This window comes from Flavobacterium sp., from assembly GCF_044361015.1.
Classification (GTDB): domain Bacteria; phylum Bacteroidota; class Bacteroidia; order Flavobacteriales; family Flavobacteriaceae; genus Flavobacterium.
In genome coordinates, this window is sequence record NZ_JBIKJL010000001.1 from 182,022 (window position 1) to 202,335 (window position 20,314).

The following is a 20,314-nucleotide window of genomic DNA, read 5'->3' on the forward strand; positions in this document are numbered from 1 at the left end:
CTATAATTTACAGATGCAAAATTGTTCAAAAGGTTGCGTTGAAAATAAAAAAACCCGAATAATTCGGGTTTTAATTTTTATTCAGTTTCTTTTATTCGGTCTTTAATTTTAATTTCAAGTTCGTCCGCTAATTCTGGGTTGTCTTTAATTATGGCTTTAACGCCATCACGACCTTGTCCTAATTTTGTTTCACCATAGCTAAACCAAGAACCTGATTTTTTGATGATTTCAAATTCAACAGCTAAATCTAAAATTTCTCCTGTTTTAGAAATTCCCTCTCCATACATTATGTCAAATTCAGCAGTTCTGAAAGGTGGAGCTACTTTGTTCTTAACCACTTTCACTTTTGTTCTGTTACCAACAACATTTTCACCATCTTTTATTTGAGAAGATCTTCTAATGTCTAAACGAATGGAAGCATAAAATTTTAATGCATTACCACCGGTTGTAGTTTCAGGATTTCCGAACATCACGCCAATTTTTTCACGTAATTGGTTAATAAAAAACACAGTGCAATGTGTTTTGCTAATAGTTGCTGTTAATTTTCTCAACGCTTGTGACATTAAGCGAGCATGTAATCCCATCTTAGAATCACCCATTTCACCTTCAATTTCGCTTTTTGGAGTTAAAGCGGCAACCGAGTCAATCACTACAATATCAATAGCTCCTGAACGAATTAGGTTTTCGGCTATTTCTAAAGCTTGTTCTCCGTTATCCGGTTGAGATATGATTAAATTTTCGATGTCAACACCTAATTTTTGAGCATAATTTCTATCAAATGCGTGTTCAGCATCAATAAAGGCAGCAATTCCTCCCGCTTTTTGAGCTTCAGCAATCGCGTGAAGTGTCAACGTTGTCTTACCGGAAGATTCTGGGCCATATATTTCAATAATTCTTCCTTTCGGATAACCATTCACACCTAAGGCTAAATCGAGACCTAACGAACCGGAAGAAATAGTTTCTACTTCTTCAACAGCTTTGTCTCCCATTTTCATTACGGTGCCTTTGCCGTAAGTTTTGTCTAATTTGTCTAACGTTAATTGCAGGGCTTTTAATTTGGCTTCTTTCTCTGAACTCATAATATTTGGCTTTAAATTTAAATACAATTGTTTTTGTAAAAATACTTTTTTTTTTAATGTATAAATAAATTATTTTTCCACAAAAGGGAATAACCTATGTAAATTCGATTCCGTACTTTTGCAATCATCACATATTGTTATGCATAAACTTATTTCCTATCCAATTTCATTACTTTATTATATCACGTTTGTGTTGATATTGTCAGTTTTTGACCCCATTCAAAGGATATGTTATTATTTTTTTGGTTATGAAGCCCATAAGCGAAGTGTTTCTGTTTTAAATTTTTTTTTAGTTCGAAACACTCATTTGTTAGGGACTACTTATGATTTTCAAAATCGTGAAAAACTTCCAAATGGAGTGCCTTTGATTATTGTTGCTAACCACCAAAGTTTGTATGATATTTTGCCAATTATTTGGTTTATGCGAAAATGGCACCCTAAATTTGTCAGTAAAAAAGAATTAGGAAAAGGAATTCCCAGTGTTTCATTTAATTTGAAATACGGAGGGTCTGTTTTAATTGACAGAAAAGATCCGAAGCAAGCTCTTCCACTTATGAAGAAAATGGGAGAATACATTGAGAAGCACAATCGTTCTACAGTCATTTTTCCCGAAGGGACAAGAAGTAAAACAGGTGTGCCCAAAAAGTTTTCAGAAAACGGATTAAAGATATTATGCAAATATGCACCCTCGGCTTATATTGTGCCAATTTCAATTAATAATTCATGGAAAATGGTTCGATTTGGTCAATTTCCATTGGGATTAGGAAATAAAATCACACACACTATTCATGATCCCTTCCCGATAAAAGGAATTCCATTTGAAGAAATATTGCTACGAACAGAAAATGCCGTTGTAAACGGAATTAAAATTTAAAATATGTCTATAAAAAACATTAGATTAGAAGTGATGCAACTTTTGGAAAAGAACATTGACAATTTTGTGAATGATTACCTTATTCCTGTTGAAAAAATATGGCAACCTACCGATTTATTACCCGATTCTGAAAAAGAAACTTTTTTTGAAGAGGTTAAAGAATTACGTGAAATTGCTAAAGATTTACCATATGACTTTTGGGTTGTTTTAGTTGGTGATACTATTACAGAAGAAGCATTGCCAACCTATGAATCTTGGTTAATAGAAGTTGAAGGGGTTGATAATGAAGGAAGAAACGGTTGGTCTCGCTGGGTTAAAAATTGGACTGGTGAAGAAAATAGACATGGTGATGTGTTGAATAAATATTTGTATTTATCCGGAAGAGTGAATATGCGTGAAATTGAAATGACTACCCAACACTTAATTAATGATGGATTTGATATAGGTACTGGTAGAGATCCATACAAGAATTTTGTGTACACTAGTTTTCAGGAATTGGCAACATATATTTCGCATAACCGAGTTGCACAAGTGGCCAAAAAGTATGGCGATAATAAGTTATCTAAAATGTGCAAACTCATTGCAGGTGATGAAATGCGTCATCATCATGCCTACAGTGAATTTATTAATCAAATATTCAAAGTAGATCCAAGTGAGATGATGTTGGCCTTTCAATACATGATGAAGCAAAAAATAGTCATGCCGGCTCATTTTCTTCGTGAATCGGGTCAGAAAATCAGTTCTGCTTTCGAAAATTTCTCCGATTCTGCTCAACGACTTGGCGTTTATACCGCTGCCGATTACGTTGATATATTGCAAAAACTCATCGAAAAATGGGAGATCGACAAAATCAACGGACTTACTGATGAAGCGGAAAAGGCCAGAGATTTTTTAATGAAATTACCTGCTCGAATGGCTAGAGTTTCTGAACGATTAGTCGTGCCACAAGAAAGTCACATTTTTAAGTGGGTACAACCGGCTTTAGTAAAATAAACCAACTTTATGTCAATAATTGACAAGACGATTTTATTTGTAAAAGATAAACTTCAAAATGCTGAAGGATGCCATGATTGGTTTCATATTGAACGTGTTTATAAAAATGCAATGCAGATTGCAGTAGATGAAACGTGCGACTTAACAGTTGTTAAGTTAGGAGCATTGTTGCACGACATAGCCGATTCCAAATTCCATCAAGGCGATGAAGAAATTGGGCCAAAAACAGCTCAAAAGTTTTTAGAAAGTGAAAATGTGACTGAAGAAATTATTGAACATGTCATTCAAATCATCAAGAATATTTCGTTCAAAGGCGGAAATTTTGAAAAAACTTTTTCATCCAAAGAATTAGAAATTGTGCAAGATGCCGATCGATTGGATGCTTTGGGAGCCATCGGAATTGCTAGAACTTTTAATTATGGAGGATTTAAGAATAGGGCGATATATAATCCAACTATTGCTCCAAAATTAAATATGAGCAAGGAAGAATACAAAAAAAGTGAGGCTCCAACTTTGAATCATTTTTACGAAAAATTATTGCTGTTAAAAGACAAAATGAATACCGAAACCGGTAAAAAATTGGCTCTAGAACGTCACCGTTTTATGGAGTTGTTTTTGAGCCAATTTTATGCAGAATGGGAAGGGGAGAAGTAGTTTGAAGTTTTCAGTGACAGTTTTGTCATTTTGCAAGATGTCGAAGTCGAAATATAAATCTCCCGCCTTGGCCGGTAAAACTGCTTACAATAAAAACTCCCAAAAGTTTTCTTTGTGAATTACTTGAGTTGATTTGGGATGGTATTTTTCAGTAAACGATTTGGTAAATTTTACTTTTACATTTGGATTATATTTTATTTCATACGCATCAATTGCATCGTTTTTAACTTCTAAAAAATCAATCTCAGCTTGTTGCGTATTTCGCCAAAAAAAAGTTTCTTTGAATGATGATTCATAGTTTAGTTTCTTTTTACGTTCGCTGACAATAAAGTTTTCCCACAACGGACCATAATCATCCCTAAGTTCAATCAGACTGAAGTTTTTTATAATTCTGTTGCGTAAACCATTATCCCAAAAATAGACTTTCCGACTTTTTTTAATTTCGTTGTCCTGATTTTTACTAAAGGCATTTAAACTAAAAACGATGAAGTTTTTTTCTAAAATATCAATGTATTTTTCAACGGTTAAACGGTTTATCCCCAAGTCGTTTCCAAGGGAAGAAAAGTTAATTTCACTACCAATTCGAAAGGCGAGCATTTGAACCAGTCGTTGCAATGTGCTTGATTTTTTAATTCCTTCCAAATTTAAAATATCCTTGTATAAAAAGGCATCAACCAAATCGTTTAGAATTTTTTCTTCTTTTCCGGGATTATTCACTACTTCGGGATAATATCCAAAAACCAATCGGTGAGGTACTAGCCGTGTTTCTTCTATAAAATTGGTGTGTTGCACTAGTTCCTTATAACATAAAGGGAAAAGTTGAATTTCTTCTTTTCTGCCTACCATACTTTCCTTGGTTTTATCAGCCAATTCAAAGGCACTGCTTCCGGAAGCGATTACTTGTATTTCAGGGAAGTTATCTACCATTCGTTTAATCAATAAACCAATGTTATGAATCATTTGGGCTTCGTCTATAACCAAAATAGTGTTAGTGCCAATTAACATTTTTAATCGGTTGGTGGTGATGTTTTCCAATAATAATTGGGTGTCGGGTTCATCGCCATTTAACCATAATGATGATTTATTTTGAATGGTATTTTTAATTAAAGACGTTTTTCCTACTTGTCTTGCACCAAAAACCACTATCGCTTTTCCTTTAAAAAGATAGGAATCTATTGCTGATTGCTGCGTTCGCTGGATCATAACATTCTGTTTTATGATGCAAATATATAATAAAATGATAATTGAATATCAAAAAAGTATAATAAAATGATAATTGAATATCAAAAAACCATAATAAAAATGATATTTTAAAGTCAGAATTTTAATTTAAATCAATTTTCAAAAGTTGTTTTTCTTTTCCTTTTTTGCCTAAAAAATAAAAAGATTTATCAATAGAAATTCCTTTAGAAACAACAAAAGGCACTTTGTTATCATCTTCATCTAAAACAAGTTGATAGCTAAATTCACCAAGATAATTAACTTTTAATAAATACAAATTCGCTTTATTTGGATTGGAGTCATTAAATTCAATTCTATTATCTTTTAATTGTTTTTCTTTATTTGAAGCATTTATGAAAAAATAATTGTTTCCCTCTTTAACAGTTGAAAAAATCGACAAGTAAGCTTCGTCTGAATAAGTGTAATTTTGAGATTTATTAATGTTTCTTGACCATAAAAGTTGCCCATTAATATTCATTCTAATTACTGCAATATCATCAAAATTAATACTTGTTAAACTGACTGAAGATGTTGTTAATCCTCCAATATTGTTAGAGTGTTGTGTTGAAGTTTCATATTCTTCTTCTGCATTAAAAAAAATATCATCATTTTCAAAATGAACGTTTTTAATTTTTAAATGCTTAATTTCTTTGTTAGGTTTTTTTCCGTGTTTGTCACATTTAAATTGATCCGTGAATGGAGTATAAGTAATTTTTTCTGCTACTAAATTTTCAGAATTAAATTTATAAAAACAAATACCTTCATTATTATATGGGTCTTTTTCAGAATAAAACCCAAGGCAGTAGATGTTATTTTTGTAAAAATTTAATTTTAGTGATTTTATGAATTTATTTTCAATTTCAACACTTTCAGTTTTTATTAACTGGTCGCTAATTTCTGACATTTCAAAATCATATTTTTTTCTACCTACTTCACTTTTGTTTTGAATGTTGTAATTCTTTGCTAAGATATAAACCTTTTGTTCATTATTAGAGATAGTTGCATTCTGAATAACATAATCCTTTTCTCTAATTTTTAATTCAATATGTTTATCAAAAACTAAATTGAAATTTTTATCGAAAAGATAAACCATATAACCTTTTTGATCTTGGTTCTTGTAATCTAAGATGATTGAAAATGAGGTTTTATTTTCGTTTTTAATCATAACAATGTTACTTCTTTTATCTCTCAAGGATTCGTTAGAATTAAAAAATGATAAATTATATTTTTTATCCGTTTCAATGTTAAAATTGTTCAAATTATCATTTGTCCAAGCCTTGCTATTTGTTTCAAAAAAAAGATCTTGTAAATTAAAATTTCCATATTTTTTCATTTCATCTTTAGAAATTCTAAAAAGTTCTTTGGTGGAAATATTAAAATTTTCATTGATAATGTTAACTTGACATATATGTGCTTTTTCTTTTAAATCGAAAAATATTTCTACAATATTTACATTTTTATTTGTGTAAAAAACCCCTAAAACTGTTTTATATTTGTGTGTATTAGGATAGTCAATTTTATATTCAAAATCTTTTATAAGCTTTAAATTTAAATCATGTTTTTCGATTAAATATCCGTTTGTAAGAGTTAAAGAATTTGCCTTATACGACCGAACCAATAAAATTTGATTATCATTTGTTTTCTCTCCTAAAACTAAAGTTGTTTGCTTGTAATCATCTTTAAAAAGTTCGCTCTTCACTGTTTTAACTTGAGTTCCTTGTGCAAGAATATTTCCAAAAAATAAAAGTAAAATTGTTGAATATAAATAAGATTTTATCATGTTATTCCCCTTTAAACTCCGCTTTTCTTTTCTCCAAAAACGCTGTCGTTCCTTCTTTAAAATCTTCGGTTCCAAACGATTTTCCAAAGTTTTTAATTTCTACTTCGTAACCGTTAATACCATCTTTAAAATTGGCATTTACCGCTTCAATGGCATTAGAAATTGCAATAGGAGAATTTTTAGAGATTTTTGAAGCAATTCCTTTAGTAAATTCTAATAACTCAGCTTGCGAGACAACATGATTGACCAAGCCATGATTTTTAGCCGTTTCGGCATCAATCATTGCAGCACTCATAATCATTTCCATAGCTCTGCCTTTTCCGACTAATTGTGGTAATCGTTGCGTACCGCCATAACCGGGAATGACGCCTAAAGTTACTTCCGGCAAACCCATTTTAGCATTATCGGAAGCCACTCTAAAGTGAGCAGACATCGCTAATTCTAAACCTCCACCTAAAGCAAATCCATTTACGGCAGCAATAACCGGAGTAGATAAGTTTTCCACAAAATCAAACAATAATTCTTGTCCTTTTGCGGCTAATTTTCTCCCATCCTCTACAGAAAAATTTGCAAATTCAGAAATATCGGCTCCCGCTACAAAGGCTTTTTCTCCACTTCCGGTGATGATAATCACTTTGGTTGAATGGTCTTTATTTTCAGCATCAAAAGCTTGATGAAGTTCGTCTATTGTAACTTTGTTTAAAGCATTTAATTTGGTTGGCCGGTTAATGGTAATTACTGTAATTCCATTGTCTTTTTCTATTAATAGGTTTTCAAAATTCATGATTTAAATCGTTTTTACGTTGGTAATAATTGGAAAAGAAACAATAAATTTTGTTCCCACATTTGGTTGGGATTCAAAAGCAATGGTTCCATTATAATTCTCTATAATTTTTTTGATAATTCCTAGACCAAGTCCCATTCCACTGGTTTTAGTGGTAAATTTTGGCTCAAAAACATAAGGTTTATTTTCTTCAGAAATTCCAATACCGTTGTCTTTTACCGTGATTATAGCATTTGAATTTTCTTTGTAAACCGTTACAATAATGCTCGGATTAATAGTATTATCTTGAATGGACTGGGTGGCATTTTTAACTAAATTGGTAATAACCCGAATGAGTTGAGTTCTGTCCATATTAGTGAAAATTTCATTCTCATTAGTTTCAAAGCGAATGTAATTCTCATTAAAAATTTCAAGAGCCAATCGAACAACATTAATCAAATTAATCTGTTCATTTTGCTGTGCCGGCATAGAGGCAAAATTTGAAAAAGCACTGGCTACGGAGTTCATTGTGTCAATTTGTTGCAATAATGTTTTGCTGTAGTCATCTAACTTTTGAGTAATATTTGAATCATTTACATCAAACTTTCGCTGAAAACTTTGCACAGTTAATCGCATGGGGGTCAAAGGGTTTTTAATTTCATGAGCCACTTGTTTTGCCATTTCTCGCCAGGCTTGTTCGCGTTCGCTTTGTGCTAATTTTACAGCACTTTCTTCTAATTTATCTACCATACTATTGTAGGCCTCAATCAATAATTCAATTTCTTGGCTGCTGGCTTCTAGTTCAATTTTTTCATTATTTTTTGTAAGTTGTGTTTTGATAAGTTTGTCAGAAATAGTTTTTAGTGACTTAGTAATAAAACTCGACAAAAAATAAGCTAATAATCCCGAAAGAATTAGCATGAAGGAATATACTTGTCCAAAGCGTAACATGAATTTTTTTAATTCCCGCTCATAATATCCATCATCCTCAATATAGGGTAAGTTTAAGATTGCTAAGGGTTTAAACTGTGTGTCTTTTATTTCACTGAAGGAGGAAAGGTTTTTTACACCATCAATTTCTTTGACTTCTACATATCGTTTGTCCATACTCGATTGTACAAGCCTTACAATATAAATATCGATGGATTTTGGTTCTTCATCTACAGCAAAGGAAGATTTAGAAGATTTTAATAACTTTCCTTCCAGATTAAAGAAATTTATTTCCATCCCGTGGATATCAGAAAGTTCATGAATTTTATCTCTTTCAGAAAAAATCAAAGGAATATTTTCGGTAGTTAATGGATAAGTTGTGGTGTTTAAGATATAATTAATGTGTTCTTTAATGGCATTTTCTTTTCTTTCTAGTCGTTCCCGATGATAATCTTTTGCTTCATTTCGAAATTGATATATGGAAACAGAAGCTATCAAAATAGAAGAAATAACGGTTAATAGAATCATCGAAAAGAAAATTCTAACCCGAAATGAGAGTTTGCTTATTTTTTTTGACAGTATCACGTGTTTCTTTCCCGAATTTTTTTATAAAATTTAAACCCAAGCATAATAAAAACGGAAAAAACAAAAATTCCTATAACTCCGTAGATCCAATTAATGGCACTTTTTAAAATAACCAAAAATACAACCGCAAATAAAATTATTGTGGCTCCTTCGTTCCACACTCTGAAAAAGTTGGAGCTGTTTTTTACTTCATCTTTTTGAAGTTGATTAAAAATGAGGTGACATTTCCAATGGTACAAATACAGTAAAACTACAAATCCTAATTTGACAATCATCCACTCTTGTTGCAACCATTGCGGCATAATCCATAACAGCCAAAAAGCAAAAATGCTTGCTAAAACGGCACTTGGCCAAGTGATAATATACCACAATCGATACTGCATGAGCTGGTATTGTTTGACCAAAATAGACTGTTCTGGTTCCAATTTGTCTTTTGCTTCTGCGTGATAAACGAATAAGCGTACGATGTAAAACAATCCCGCAAACCAAGTGATGACAAAAATGAGGTGCAATGATTTTATGTAGTTATAGTATTCCATCGTTTTTTTCAATCAATTTTGTTGTCATTTCTCTTCTCAAAAAGTAGGCCGTTACTATTGTAGATAAAATGTCGGCAATTGGAAAAGCAACCCATACACCAAAAATACCAAAATAATTTGGCAATAACAGCACCAATGGAATCAGAAAAAACCCTTGTTTACTTAAGGTCAGCAATAAAGCAGGAATTGCCTTGCCTGCCGCTTGAAAGTAAGCCGCTCCAATCAATTGCAAAGCAATAATGGGTGTAGCCGCAAAAACCCATCGCATTGCATTGGGTGTTTCGGCAATTATATCTAAATCTTTTGTAAAAACGGCAACAATTTGTTTAGCGAAGATTAAAATGATAAGGAAAATTATTGTGGCTAGAAACGCAGCATATTTTATTGAAATGGAAATTGTTTCTTTAACACGATTGTAATTTTCTGCACCATAATTGTATCCGGCAATTGGCAGAAAACCATGGGTGATTCCCAAAATTGGAAAGAGAGCAAACATTAGCATCCTACTGATAATTCCATAAATCACCACCGAATGTTCGCCCCCATAAGTAAATAGGGTATGATTAATTATAATTGCCAAAATGCTTACCACGCCTTGTCTGGAAAAAGTAACCAAACCAAGGGAGGAGATTTCTTTAACAATCGATGAAACAAATGTAAAATGATGCAATTCGGGTTTTAACTCACTTTTTTTGATAAAAAACCAAAGAATAAAAAGAAAGCACATAAAATACGAAAGGGTTGTGGCCAATGCCGCACCAAACATACCCATGTTTAAAAATTTGATGAAAATAATATCCAGAAAAATATTTCCAAAAGCGGGAATAATCATGGCCATCATCGCAAATTTTGCTTTTCCTTCGGCACGTATGACATTATTTCCCATCATACTTAAAGCCAAAAAAGGAACACCCACTAAAACCGGTATAAAAAATTCTTTTGCCGGTTGCATAATTTCGCCATTGGCACCAAAAAGTAATAGAATTTCATCGCAATAAACAAACCCTATAATGACAAACAGCAAAGCCAAACTCAAGGTCATCATGATTTGATTGCCAAAAGTTTGCATTGCTTTTTCTTTGTCTCGGGCTCCTAAGGCTCTGGATATGATGGAACTTCCGCCGATACCAATTGCCATTCCTAACGATGAAATTAAAAAAGTAATGGGTAAAACAACTGTAACAGCTGCAATAGCTAAAGAACCGATCCATTGACCCACAAAAATGGTGTCCACCAATATATTGATAGACATGAAAAGAATTCCAATAGAAGCCGGAACAGCTTGATTGATTAACAATTGTTTGATGTCTTCCGAACCTAATGCACCTGAAGAAAGAGCCATTTATATGGTAGTTTGAATATCGGCAAATGCCCATTGGTCAATCCATCGACTAAGGGTTTTACACCAATCGTCGTCGTCATTTAAACATGGAATTGCTTTAAATTCTTCGCCTCCATGCTCTTTAAATTCATGATTTGCTTCCATGGCAATTTCTTCCAAAGTTTCCAAACAATCGGATACAAAAGCTGGCGTGACAACAGCTAATTTTTTAATCCCTTTTTCAGGCATTTTATTTATTTCAACATCAGTATAAGGGGTTAGCCATTTGTCACCGGCTAAACGCGATTGAAACGTTTGACTATATTTTCCTTCCGGAATTCCTAAAAATTCAACTACCTGTTTAGTAGTTTCATAACATTGATGACGATAGCAAAATTCGTGTGCCGGTGATGGTGTGTTGCAACACGAACCATCAATTTTACAGTGACTTTTGGTAATATCTGTTTTACGAATGTGTCTCTCGGGAATACCATGATAGGAAAATAACAAGTGATCATACTCAAATCCTTCCAAATGTTTTTTGATCGAATTAGATAAATCTCTGATATAATCTTTCTGGTTATAAAATGCTGGAAGAATGGTAAAATTCATGTTTGGGTATTTCTTCTTCCGAATTTCCTCAGCTAAAACTAGTATCGTAACCGTTGAAGCCATGGCATGTTGTGGATATAAAGGAAAAAGCATTACCTCAGTCACTCCTTGATCATTTAATTCTTGCAAACCCGATTCGAGGCTTGGTTTGCCATAACGCATGGCTAAACTTACCGGAATACTCGTATTGGCTTGCACTTTTTTGTGCATTCTTTTGGATAAAACAATGAGTGGCGAACCTTCCTCCCACCAAATTTTAGCATAAGCGGCAGCCGATTTTTTTGGTCGGGTTTGCAAAATAATGCCGCGAACTAGCAATGCACGTAATAAAAACGGCACATCTATAACGTATTTATCCATTAAAAATTCGTCTAAATACGGTTTGACATCTTTTGGGGTTGGACTTTCAGGTGAACCTAAGTTGACTAATAATACTCCTTTTTTCATTTTTTTATTGTAGCAATTTAATTTGATAATGACATTAAATATTTCTTTGGTGTTGTTCCAAATTTCTTTTTAAACGCGGAGATAAAATGTGAGGAGGTACTGTAACCTATTAAAACACCTACTTCATTCACATTATAAGTGCCACTATCTAATAATTTTCGGGCATATTCCAATTTGTAATCGAATAAAAAACTATACACGCTGTCGCCATACACTTGCTTGAAACCGGTTTTCAACTTTTTTAAAGTTAAACCAATCATGTCTGCGAGTTCTTGCAGTCCGGGAGGTTCAGCCATATTGTTGATGACAATTTCTTTCGCTTTTTTAATTTTGGCGACATTTTCCTCATCAATTAAAAACGGACAATGATCGGTATTTGGATCTTCACTGCGGTTAAAGTACAAACTTAACAACTCATAGCCTTTACCTTTGTAATAGAGATTTTTGATAGAACTATTGAGATTGTAATGAAACAACTGATTCAATACGATGGCCATTGACGGTGTAATATCTTCCTCCGTGTAATATTTTTTTTCTTTGTTTTCGGCACTTAAAAAAGGAATGTGTTCTGCTTCATTTGAAAACAGCGTATGTAATTTCTTTATAGAAATTAAAACGGAAATCATCCACGAATTTGGACCTATTTCTAAATGTACCGGAAGTTCTTTTTGCGGATTGTACAGTAAAAGTGATTTCTCTTCAATTAAATCCAACGCATAAGTACCTTGATTGAAAACAAATTTTGCTTTTCCTTTTAAGCCATAGTGAAATTGAATCAAATCGGCATGAACCGGACGTTGAAAAAGTTGCGTATCATTGGTATCATTCTGAAAACGAATCAAATAGAAGTCGTTTTCAATTTTTATTTCTTCGTGAGAACCCATAGCGACATTTTTTATAGTAAAAAGTAAAGTATGTTAGCTTTTTATTTAGAATCATTCTATATAATTGTAGTTTAAAGGTCAATGAACACTAATATATTAGAATCATTATAAACTAAAGCAAAAATAATTCTTTAAACGATACAAAAAGAACTTTGAGCGTTATTTTTTTGAAAAGAATAGCTATAATTTTGTTCAACTTTTCAGGAAAGTGTATAATTATGGATCATTTAAAATTGTCGAAACACCAAACCTTTTATTCGGTTGGATTGAGTTACAAGAAGGCAGATGCTGAGGTTCGAGGCAAATTCAGTTTAGACGATCAGGCCAAAACAAGAGTTTTACTTCAAGCCAAAGCAGAAGGGATTGACAGCATCGTTGTAATTTCCACTTGTAACCGTACAGAGATATATGGTTTTGCAGAACACCCTTTTCAATTAATCAAATTACTTTGCGATAATAGTTTAGGAACCGTTGAAGAATTTCAACAAGTTGCCTATGTATACAAAAATCAAGAAGCCATTAATTTTTTATTTCGTGTAGGAACAGGTTTAGACAGTCAAATATTAGGGGATTTTGAAATTATCAGCCAAATCAGAAATGGATTTGTTGAAAGTAAAAAAATAGGATTGGTAAATTCTTTCCTAGAAAGATTGGTGAATGCAGTTATACAGGCAAGCAAACGAGTAAAAAATGAAACTGAATTATGTAGCGGAGCCACTTCGGTAGCTTTTGCTTCGGTTCATTATATTTTTAATACCGTTTCTGATCTTCAAAATAAAAACATTTTGCTTTTCGGAACCGGAAAAATAGGCCGAAACACCTGTGAAAATTTGGTAAAGCATACCAAAAATGAAAACATTACTTTAATCAATCGTACTAAAAATAAAGCTGAAAAAATTGCCGGAAAGTTTAATTTAATTGTAAAAGATTATGTCGATTTACAAGTTGAAATTCAACGGGCAGATGTTTTAGTGGTGGCTACAGGAGCCCAAAATCCTACGATAGATAAATCTTTGTTGAACCTCAAAAAGCCATTGTTAATTTTAGATTTGTCTATTCCCAAAAATGTTGATGAAAACGTGAAACAATTGGAAGGTGTTTCGTTGGTTCACATGGATCATTTGTCGCAATTGACCGATGAAACCATTGAAAAAAGAAAAGAACAAATACCTTTTGCTGAAACAATTATAACTGAAATCAGAGAAGAATTTGTTTCTTGGATGAAATCTCGAAAATTTGCCCCTACCATTCATGCTTTAAAAGAAAAACTTAATACTATTAAAAATAACGAATTGAGTTTTCAACGAAAAAAAATTACTAATTTTGATGAGAAACAAGCTGAAATAATCAGTAACCGAATTATTCAAAAAATAACCACGCATTTTGCGAATCATTTGAAAGACGATAGCACCACAGTTGATGAAAGCATCGAATGGATAGAACGTGTTTTTCAAATTGAGACCATACCATATAATGAGTAAAATTATTAAGATAGGAACCCGTGACAGTGAGTTAGCACTTTGGCAAGCTCACACGGTTAAACAAAAACTTCATGATTTAGGTTATCAAACAGAAATTGTTGCTGTAAAATCAACCGGAGATATAATTCTAGACAAACCTTTATACGAACTTGGAATTACGGGGATTTTCACTAAAACATTAGATATTGCTATGTTAAAAGGTGAAGTTGATATTGCTGTTCATTCCATGAAAGACGTGCCAACGGCTTTGCCCAAAGGAATTGTTCAGGCTGCAGTTTTGGAACGAGCTTCTACTTTAGATATTTTGGTACACAAAGGAGATTTGTCTTTTTTAGAAAATACAGGAACTATCCCGATAACCATCGCAACAGGAAGTTTACGCAGAAAAGCACAATGGCTCAACAAATTTCCTTCACACCAAGTAGAAGATTTACGCGGAAATGTAAATACAAGATTGCAAAAGTTAAAAGAGAATCCATGGAACGGAGCCATTTTTGCAGCAGCAGGATTGGAACGAATCAATTTGAAACCGGAATCTTTTATTAATCTCGATTGGATGATTCCCGCTCCGGCTCAAGGAGCAATGGTTGTTGTTGCTATGGAACAGGATGATTATTCAAAAGAGGCTTTAGCTCAATTAAATCATCACGAAACGGAAATTTGTACTCATGTTGAAAGACAGTTTTTGAAAACGTTGGAAGGCGGTTGTACTGCCCCAATTGGAACTCTTGCAATTATCGAAAATGATAACCTATTATTAAAAGGAATTCTATTTTCATTAGACGGTTCAAAGAAGCTAGCTATAGAAAAACAAATAAATATAGATTTATATCAAAATTTTGGAGAACTTTGTGCTACAGAAATTTTAAAAAACGGTGGTTCAGAACTCATGCAATCAATTAAAAAAGCATTAGATAAGAAACACTAATCGACGTATTATGCATAAAGATTCAATACTTAAAATTATCTACCGGTTTTTTGATTTAATTGTATTGACTTACATTATTTTTGACTTTGGTTATAGTGTAAATAAGGTATACAATACACCAAAACTGGTTGGATTAGTCATGATTACAGTTTCGTTGTTAGCATTCAACATCTTTAAATTTTATTATTTAAAGAAAAAAGGGCATAAAAAAGTGGCTCTTGCAAACTCACTCATTATTGGTATTTTGTTGTTTGTATCAATTATTGTTTCCTTAGCTAATATTGACTTACATTATTTAGATGTTTTACAACTCATTAGACCTATTTTGGAAGCAGGACTTCTATTTTATTTCATTATTAGATTAATGATTTTGGTTCGCTTTATTTATGAAGTATATTATAATCCGGCCATTGTTTTTGTAGGTAGTTTTTTTGCCATAATTATGATTGGCTCTTTTTTATTAATGCTTCCAAGAGCAACAACAGAAGGAATAACTTTTACAGATGCTCTTTTTACCGCAACCAGTGCTGTTTGTGTTACTGGGTTAATTGTGATGGATACATCCACAGATTTTACTATAGTTGGACAATCTATAATTATTACTTTAATACAAATAGGAGGATTAGGAATTTTAACTTTTACTTCCTTTTTTGCTTTCTTTTTTCGAGGTAGTTCTTCCTTTAAAGAAGGGCTAAACGTTCGTGATTTTATTTCTCAAGACACCTTGAAAGACGTTTTAAAAGCAGCATTAAATGTTGTTATTTTTACCCTAAGTGTGGAATTAATCGGAGCTGCATTTATTTATTCATCTATTGTTGAGAATCCGGAAATTGAAAATAAGTTGTTTTTTTCTGTTTTTCACTCTATTTCAGCTTTTTGTAACGCTGGTTTTTCAACGTTGACAAACGGTTTAAGTGAAAATTATATCCGTTTTAATTACTATATGCAATGGATCGTTATTTTTTTAGTAGTTTTTGGTGGTTTAGGATACAATATCATTTTTAATTTTTATCAATATTTAAAAATACATGTAGTTGAGTTTTTTGATCGAAAAAGAATTCATAAGCAAATCAGTATTATGACGCTCAATTCAAAAATTGTACTTTATACAACAGGAGCTTTATTAGTTGGAGGTTTCATATTCCTTTGGTTTTCTGAAATGAATAATATGCTTAATTTACATGATACTTTTTTCGGAAAAATTACGGCAACAGCATTTAATTCTGTAACGCCCAGAACGGCAGGTTTCAACACCATGGATTTTACACAATATACAGTTCCTTCTTTATTATTTATTATTTTTTTAATGTGGATTGGTGCTTCGCCAGCATCAACTGGGGGTGGTATAAAAACGAGTACTTTTGCCTTAGCAACGTTAAATATTTTTGCCATTGCCAGAGGGAAATCAAGGATTCAATTATTTGGAAGAAGAATTTCCAGCGAATCTACTTCACGAGCGTTTGCTATTTTATGTATCTCATTGATAATAATAGGATTTGCTATTTTAGCTTTGTTGATTTTTGAACCAAAAGGAACGGATTTACTTACCGTTGTTTTTGAATGTTTCTCGGCTTACAGCACGGTTGGACTAAGTTTGAACTTTACACCAACAATGACTGAGCCAAGTAAATATATTATTATAGTCACGATGTTTATTGGCAGAATCGGAATGCTCAATTTAATGATTGGTTTATTACGTCAAATAAATCATCAGTTTTATGAATATCCGAAAGAAAATATATTAATTAACTAATACCTAAGTAAATGAAAATAATCATTTTTGGACTTGGAAACTTCGGAATGTCGTTAGCTTTAAGCTTAACAGAAACCGGCAATGAAGTAATTGGAGTTGACAAACAAATGGATAAAGTTAATCTGATTAAAGATAAGATTTCCCACGCTGTTTGTATGGATTCTACAAATGAGTTGGCTTACGAATCTTTACCACTTAAAGATGCTGATAAAGTAGTAGTAGGAATTGGAGAAAATGAAGGTGCAGCAATTATTACAACAGCCATCATCAAGAAATTATCGAACGTAAAAATTATCAGTAGAGCATTATCACCTATTCACGATACGGTTTTAGAAGCGATGGGGATTTACAGTATTATCCATCCGGAGCAAGAAAGTGCCGATCGATTAACTAAACAAATTAATTTTAAAACTACTTTAGAAAATTATCAATTAGATAATAATTATACCATTTCCGAAGTTAAATCGAAACCTGAATTTCACGGAAAGACTTTACACGAACTTAATTCAATTGATAAATATCACTTGAATGTAGTAACCATTATTCGAAAAAAAGAAAAAACGAATTTAATCGGAAAAAAATCAATTGTTAAAGAAACAATTGGATTACCAACTCCGGAAACAGTAATTTTTGAAGACGATATATTAGTTGTTTTTGGTGAAAACAAGAATATTTCAATTTATTGTGACGGTCAGGAATAAAAGTGAAAAACAAAATCAGAATACTATCTACCAAAAAACTTCTGCTTAACCAAAAGCAGTTCTTATTAAATGCAAACTTTTGTTTATTAGAAGCAGATTTTATTAAGATCGATTTTCATAAGAATAAAATAGAATCAAAATATGATTATTTGATTTTCACTAGTCAAAATGCCCTTAATAATATTTTAACCAATGAAAATTGGAAAAAATTAAAAGAAAAAAAATGCTTTTGTGTGGGGAAAAAAACAAAGACAATTTTGGAACAGAACGGTTTTGATGTAGTTGAATCATTTGATTATGCGGAGGAATTGGCCTCCTTTTTAATTGACAAGTATAGTTCAAATACCTATACATTTTTTTCAGGGAATTTAAGACAAGATACATTACCCGTTGCTCTTCAACAAGCAAACATAATTTTTGAAGAAAAACAAGTGTATAGAACAGACTTAACTCCGGTAAAAATTGAAAGTAAAGTAGATGGGATTTTGTTTTTCAGTCCGTCAGGAGTGAAAAGTTATTTAAAAGAAAACACCATTACAAATCAAGTTTGTTTTTGCATAGGAACTACAACAGCAAAAGAATTGGAAAAAACAACCAAAAATGTAGTGATTGCTAATCAACCAACAGTTGAGAATACAATCATTCAGTGTATCAACTATTTCAATCAAAAGAATACTAATTAATAAAATAGCTTACAGCAAAGTGCTTGGAGCGTAAAGCAAAAGATGATGATTAAGAACGACCTTTTTTTAAGAGCCTTAAACAACGAAACCGTTGAACGACCACCTGTTTGGATGATGCGTCAAGCCGGAAGATATTTACCTGAATTTAGAGCTTTGCGTGATAAATACGATTTTTTTACCCGTTGCGAAACCCCTGAATTAGCAGCTGAAATTACGGTTCAACCCATTCGAATTGTAAAACCCGATGCGGCAATTCTGTTTTCGGACATTTTGGTAGTGCCAAGAGCCATGGGAATTCATGTGGAATTAAAAGACAATTTAGGGCCAATTATTCCCAACCCTATTCGTACCATTGAGCAAGTGGACCAAGTATATGTTCCGGATGTTAATGAAACTTTAAGCTATGTTTTTGATGCCATCAAATTAACCAAAGAAATGCTGAATGATGAGGTTCCACTTATTGGTTTTGCGGGTTCACCGTGGACCATCTTCTGTTATGCCGTGGAAGGGAAAGGTTCTAAAAGTTTTGATACAGCCAAAGGATTTTGTTTTTCAAATCCGGTAGCAGCCCATATTTTATTGCAAAAAATCACCGATACAACCATACTGTATTTGAAAGAAAAAGTAAAAGCAGGAAGTAATGCCATTCAGATTTTTGATTCTTGGGGAGGCATGCTTTCACCGGTTGATTATCAAGAGTTTTCATGGAGATACATCAACCAAATTGTTGAGGCGTTAGCACCACATACCAAAGTAATTATTTTTGGAAAAGGATGTTGGTTTGCATTGAATGACATGGCGAAATCAAAAGCATCTGCTTTAGGTGTTGATTGGACTTGCTCGCCAAGAAATGCACGTTATTTATCGGGAGGAAAAATCACTCTGCAAGGAAATTTTGATCCATCCCGATTATTGTCTCCTATACCAACTATCAAAAAAATGGTTCATGAGATGATTGATGAATTTGGAAAAGACAATTACATCGTCAACCTTGGTCACGGAATTTTACCCAATATTCCCGTTGATCATGCGAAGGCATTTGTGGAGGCTGTAAAGGAGTATAAGGCGTAATGAAATTTGGAATTTTAAATAAAGTAAATAGAATACCAGCAGTCATAATGTTCTGTGGTCAATTTTTATAGCATATCAATTCATTTTTAGAGTTCCTTCTTTTGATAATCAACATCCTGATGGAGCAAGTTTTTTTATAGTGGGTATAATAATAATGACAGGTATTGTTTTTCTTGGATCGCTTATTTTTATAGTATTGGCTAACATTTTAAATAAAGTTAAATTTTATTCTGATTTACATTTTGTGTTTATACCAATTGTTTTATTAGTGACTATAATTTTATTAAGATAATGAAAGACAGATTCAACTCATACATTGTTTTACCAAATATTCCGGTAGATCATGCAAAGGCATTTTTGGAAGTAGTGAAGAAGTATAATCAGTAGGCAGAGTTCAGTCTCAAAGTCACATGATAAGTGAGCAGTAAATGATTGTTTTGTATTTATTCATCGAATTAGTGTTAATTACTTCTTCCAGACATGTAAATGTCAATCAAGATTTCTAAAATTTTTAATTATGCCAAACACGTATTCACAATTATACATTCAAACGGTTTTTGCAGTAAAATATAGAAATGTGGTTATTGAAAAAGATTGGAGGTCTGAGCTCATGGCAGTAATAGGAAACCTTATAAATGAAACGGGTTGCAAAACAATTATTGTGAATGGTGTAGAAGACCACGTTCATTGTTTTTTTTCATTAGTACCAAAGTTGGCAATTTCAGATGTTATGCAAAGTGTTAAAGCAAAATCATCAAAATGGGTCAATGAAAACGGTTTTATGCTTGACCGATTTGAATGGCAACGAGGGTTTGGAGCTTTTAGTTATAACAAATCTGCCATTGAAAATGTTTATAATTATATTGCAAATCAAGAAGCACATCATCAACTGGAAAGTTTCAAAGATGAATATACCAAGTTGCTGACTGAATTTGAAGTGGATTATGATGAAGATTATTATTTTGAAGAGTTGATTTGATTTTAAAATACGTCAGTCAAACCCCTTAGAATGAAT

The 20,314-nt window shown here is 32.5% G+C and carries 19 protein-coding genes; 10 read left to right on the forward strand and 9 right to left on the reverse strand.

The window, feature by feature from the left end:
* Positions 1–77: 77 nt before the first annotated feature.
* On the reverse strand, positions 78–1,079 hold the full coding sequence (recA, locus tag ACIQ2Z_RS00865) for a recombinase RecA (protein ID WP_396182280.1): 1,002 nt from the start codon (positions 1,077–1,079) through the stop codon (positions 78–80).
* A 139-nt stretch (positions 1,080–1,218) separates the two neighbouring features.
* On the opposite strand from recA, the gene ACIQ2Z_RS00870 reads away from it, so the two are divergent.
* The 3 genes from ACIQ2Z_RS00870 to ACIQ2Z_RS00880 are packed head-to-tail and all read left to right on the forward strand — an operon-like array spanning position 1,219 to position 3,600.
* Positions 1,219–1,953, forward strand: coding sequence for a lysophospholipid acyltransferase family protein (locus tag ACIQ2Z_RS00870; protein ID WP_396182281.1), 735 nt, complete (start codon positions 1,219–1,221; stop codon positions 1,951–1,953).
* Positions 1,954–1,956: 3 nt separating this feature from the next.
* On the forward strand, positions 1,957–2,946 hold the full coding sequence (locus tag ACIQ2Z_RS00875) for an acyl-ACP desaturase (protein ID WP_396182282.1): 990 nt from the start codon (positions 1,957–1,959) through the stop codon (positions 2,944–2,946).
* Between the two features lie 9 nt (positions 2,947–2,955).
* On the forward strand, positions 2,956–3,600 hold the full coding sequence (locus ACIQ2Z_RS00880) for an HD domain-containing protein (protein WP_396182283.1): 645 nt from the start codon (positions 2,956–2,958) through the stop codon (positions 3,598–3,600).
* 84 nt (positions 3,601–3,684) lie between these two features.
* Here ACIQ2Z_RS00880 and ACIQ2Z_RS00885 read toward each other — a convergent pair whose 3' ends face one another.
* The 8 genes from ACIQ2Z_RS00885 to ACIQ2Z_RS00920 form a co-directional block, all read right to left on the reverse strand.
* Positions 3,685–4,803: an ATP-binding protein gene (locus tag ACIQ2Z_RS00885; RefSeq protein WP_396182284.1), complete on the reverse strand. Its 1,119-nt coding sequence runs from the start codon at positions 4,801–4,803 to the stop codon at positions 3,685–3,687.
* 121 nt (positions 4,804–4,924) lie between these two features.
* Positions 4,925–6,601: a hypothetical protein gene (locus ACIQ2Z_RS00890; protein WP_396182285.1), complete on the reverse strand. Its 1,677-nt coding sequence runs from the start codon at positions 6,599–6,601 to the stop codon at positions 4,925–4,927.
* A 1-nt stretch (position 6,602) separates the two neighbouring features.
* Entirely contained in the window at positions 6,603–7,385 is a 783-nt protein-coding gene (locus tag ACIQ2Z_RS00895) for an enoyl-CoA hydratase/isomerase family protein (RefSeq protein WP_396182286.1), read from the reverse strand.
* A 3-nt stretch (positions 7,386–7,388) separates the two neighbouring features.
* The gene (locus ACIQ2Z_RS00900; RefSeq protein ID WP_396182287.1) at positions 7,389–8,822 is read right to left on the reverse strand and encodes a sensor histidine kinase; all 1,434 of its coding nucleotides are present in this window, start codon (positions 8,820–8,822) and stop codon (positions 7,389–7,391) included.
* Positions 8,823–8,875: 53 nt separating this feature from the next.
* Entirely contained in the window at positions 8,876–9,418 is a 543-nt protein-coding gene (locus ACIQ2Z_RS00905) for a CopD family protein (RefSeq protein WP_396182288.1), read from the reverse strand.
* Entirely contained in the window at positions 9,405–10,760 is a 1,356-nt protein-coding gene (locus ACIQ2Z_RS00910; RefSeq protein ID WP_396182289.1) for an MATE family efflux transporter, read from the reverse strand. The genes ACIQ2Z_RS00905 and ACIQ2Z_RS00910 overlap by 14 nt, the downstream gene beginning before the upstream one ends.
* Complete coding sequence (gene hemH / locus ACIQ2Z_RS00915; RefSeq protein ID WP_396182290.1) at positions 10,761–11,798, reverse strand: ferrochelatase; 1,038 nt, start codon at positions 11,796–11,798, stop codon at positions 10,761–10,763.
* Between the two features lie 17 nt (positions 11,799–11,815).
* On the reverse strand, positions 11,816–12,682 hold the full coding sequence (locus ACIQ2Z_RS00920) for a helix-turn-helix transcriptional regulator (protein WP_396182291.1): 867 nt from the start codon (positions 12,680–12,682) through the stop codon (positions 11,816–11,818).
* Positions 12,683–12,900: 218 nt separating this feature from the next.
* Between ACIQ2Z_RS00920 and hemA the strand changes: the two genes are divergently transcribed.
* The 7 genes from hemA (at position 12,901) to tnpA (ending at position 20,278) form a co-directional block, all read left to right on the forward strand.
* Complete coding sequence (gene hemA, locus ACIQ2Z_RS00925; protein WP_396182292.1) at positions 12,901–14,163, forward strand: glutamyl-tRNA reductase; 1,263 nt, start codon at positions 12,901–12,903, stop codon at positions 14,161–14,163.
* Positions 14,156–15,091: a hydroxymethylbilane synthase gene (gene hemC / locus ACIQ2Z_RS00930; protein WP_396182293.1), complete on the forward strand. Its 936-nt coding sequence runs from the start codon at positions 14,156–14,158 to the stop codon at positions 15,089–15,091. Before hemA ends, hemC begins: the two co-directional genes overlap by 8 nt.
* A 10-nt stretch (positions 15,092–15,101) precedes the next feature.
* Entirely contained in the window at positions 15,102–16,844 is a 1,743-nt protein-coding gene (locus ACIQ2Z_RS00935) for a TrkH family potassium uptake protein (protein WP_396182294.1), read from the forward strand.
* A gap of 11 nt (positions 16,845–16,855) precedes the next feature.
* Positions 16,856–17,545 carry a potassium channel family protein gene (locus ACIQ2Z_RS00940; protein ID WP_396182295.1) on the forward strand — a complete coding sequence of 230 codons (690 nt, stop codon included), beginning with the start codon at positions 16,856–16,858 and terminating at the stop codon, positions 17,543–17,545.
* A 2-nt stretch (positions 17,546–17,547) separates the two neighbouring features.
* Positions 17,548–18,228, forward strand: coding sequence for a uroporphyrinogen-III synthase (locus tag ACIQ2Z_RS00945; RefSeq protein ID WP_396182296.1), 681 nt, complete (start codon positions 17,548–17,550; stop codon positions 18,226–18,228).
* A gap of 45 nt (positions 18,229–18,273) precedes the next feature.
* Positions 18,274–19,299, forward strand: coding sequence for a uroporphyrinogen decarboxylase (hemE, locus tag ACIQ2Z_RS00950; protein ID WP_396182297.1), 1,026 nt, complete (start codon positions 18,274–18,276; stop codon positions 19,297–19,299).
* A 517-nt stretch (positions 19,300–19,816) separates the two neighbouring features.
* Positions 19,817–20,278, forward strand: coding sequence for an IS200/IS605 family transposase (gene tnpA, locus ACIQ2Z_RS00955; RefSeq protein WP_396182298.1), 462 nt, complete (start codon positions 19,817–19,819; stop codon positions 20,276–20,278).
* The last annotated feature ends 36 nt before the right edge of the window (positions 20,279–20,314 follow it).

Coding starts and splice junctions, on each gene's coding strand:
- recA (WP_396182280.1), bottom strand. CDS start 1,079: ATGAGTTCAGAGAAAGAAGCCAAATTAAAAGCCCTGCAATTAACGTTA.
- ACIQ2Z_RS00870 (WP_396182281.1), top strand. CDS start 1,219: ATGCATAAACTTATTTCCTATCCAATTTCATTACTTTATTATATCACG.
- ACIQ2Z_RS00875 (WP_396182282.1), top strand. CDS start 1,957: ATGTCTATAAAAAACATTAGATTAGAAGTGATGCAACTTTTGGAAAAG.
- ACIQ2Z_RS00880 (WP_396182283.1), top strand. CDS start 2,956: ATGTCAATAATTGACAAGACGATTTTATTTGTAAAAGATAAACTTCAA.
- ACIQ2Z_RS00885 (WP_396182284.1), bottom strand. CDS start 4,803: ATGATCCAGCGAACGCAGCAATCAGCAATAGATTCCTATCTTTTTAAA.
- ACIQ2Z_RS00890 (WP_396182285.1), bottom strand. CDS start 6,601: ATGATAAAATCTTATTTATATTCAACAATTTTACTTTTATTTTTTGGA.
- ACIQ2Z_RS00895 (WP_396182286.1), bottom strand. CDS start 7,385: ATGAATTTTGAAAACCTATTAATAGAAAAAGACAATGGAATTACAGTA.
- ACIQ2Z_RS00900 (WP_396182287.1), bottom strand. CDS start 8,822: ATGATTCTATTAACCGTTATTTCTTCTATTTTGATAGCTTCTGTTTCC.
- ACIQ2Z_RS00905 (WP_396182288.1), bottom strand. CDS start 9,418: ATGGAATACTATAACTACATAAAATCATTGCACCTCATTTTTGTCATC.
- ACIQ2Z_RS00910 (WP_396182289.1), bottom strand. CDS start 10,760: ATGGCTCTTTCTTCAGGTGCATTAGGTTCGGAAGACATCAAACAATTG.
- hemH (WP_396182290.1), bottom strand. CDS start 11,798: ATGAAAAAAGGAGTATTATTAGTCAACTTAGGTTCACCTGAAAGTCCA.
- ACIQ2Z_RS00920 (WP_396182291.1), bottom strand. CDS start 12,682: ATGGGTTCTCACGAAGAAATAAAAATTGAAAACGACTTCTATTTGATT.
- hemA (WP_396182292.1), top strand. CDS start 12,901: ATGGATCATTTAAAATTGTCGAAACACCAAACCTTTTATTCGGTTGGA.
- hemC (WP_396182293.1), top strand. CDS start 14,156: ATGAGTAAAATTATTAAGATAGGAACCCGTGACAGTGAGTTAGCACTT.
- ACIQ2Z_RS00935 (WP_396182294.1), top strand. CDS start 15,102: ATGCATAAAGATTCAATACTTAAAATTATCTACCGGTTTTTTGATTTA.
- ACIQ2Z_RS00940 (WP_396182295.1), top strand. CDS start 16,856: ATGAAAATAATCATTTTTGGACTTGGAAACTTCGGAATGTCGTTAGCT.
- hemE (WP_396182297.1), top strand. CDS start 18,274: ATGATTAAGAACGACCTTTTTTTAAGAGCCTTAAACAACGAAACCGTT.
- tnpA (WP_396182298.1), top strand. CDS start 19,817: ATGCCAAACACGTATTCACAATTATACATTCAAACGGTTTTTGCAGTA.